At 56.1% G+C, this 1,068-nt stretch carries 1 protein-coding gene; it reads right to left on the bottom strand.

Features of this window, described 5'->3' with window-relative positions:
- Positions 1–378 precede the first annotated feature (378 nt).
- On the bottom strand, positions 379–570 hold the full coding sequence (locus tag ACX3P1_RS28175) for a DUF6894 family protein (RefSeq protein ID WP_459083105.1): 192 nt from the start codon (positions 568–570) through the stop codon (positions 379–381).
- Between the last annotated feature and the right edge of the window lie 498 nt (positions 571–1,068).

Below are 1,068 nucleotides of genomic sequence, written 5' to 3'. Positions count from 1 at the left end.
TGGATCGTCCTTCTGGATCGTCCTTTTCATCGGGCGATCCACCTTATGCCCCTGTCTCAGAAACCGGCACCACCTCAGTTTCAGGCAGCCTATTGCCCCACAATGATCTTACTGTCGGTAGTTTCTACGCTCTTCGCAGGATTAGAATTGAGGGCGAATATCGATAGGAATGCGAGAGCGATCCCCACTCCCACGCCGTAGATAAATGTTCTCTTGCCCATGCTAGTCTCCTCTCCTCGCTCCGCTGGACGGCCAACGCCGAACAAATCCGAGGTCGTTAGCCAGACCGCATCACGCCAGGCTCTTCTGTAGGCGGTTCTTCGTTTTCCGGCTTCGGTAATGGCACGTCGCTTATCAGATCAGCAAAGTTAATGGTCGCTACCAGAAACCAGCTTCGTCATACACCTTGGTGACAGAACTCGTTCGGTCGATCCCTTGGATAGCACCATCGGTGAGTGCTTCCCGTGCCTCCTGTACGGCTTGGGCGCACGCGGCCTCGACGTTGGCAAGATTAACCTCGACAGTCTCTGTCTTGGCGAATTCAAGAAACTCAAACCGGAACTTCGGCATACGCGCATTTCCCTTTGAAGGAGAAATGCCGAAGAGATGGATGTGTTCCAGTGGACCTTGCCTTCTCTGGATCGGTAGCCACATTGAGTGCAGACGCTTCCCTTGACAACGGATGTACTGGCAAGGTGAGCCTACGAGGCAGGTCAATGACCTGCCCGTCCGTTTCAGGGCGGCTTGGATTGAAACTCGTCCGCGTGTCCTGATGGATGCGCGGGCCTTCTTGTTTTGGGGCGAACTAATTCGGCTTCTCATGTGCCGGATCGGGTCTTCACCCCCCTTCAACCTATCTGTTGCGGGCGCGAGAGGCGGGGCTTTTGGCTGGCCGCACCGCAGGGCTGTGATGACGACGCGGCGCTTGAAGGGCTTCCTATTCCGGCGGGTGGGCCGTCCGCCCCAGGGTCTGAGCCAACCCGATTGGACGATGATTGTCCGTCGTCAGATCATTTGGCTCAGATTGGATCGCAGATTAGCGAAGTGTCGGCCTCATCTTGGGGTTGA

The organism is Mesorhizobium sp. A623 (genome assembly GCF_054489405.1).
Note: the sequence above shows the minus strand (reverse complement) of the source record. Positions and strands in the feature narration are given on the sequence as shown.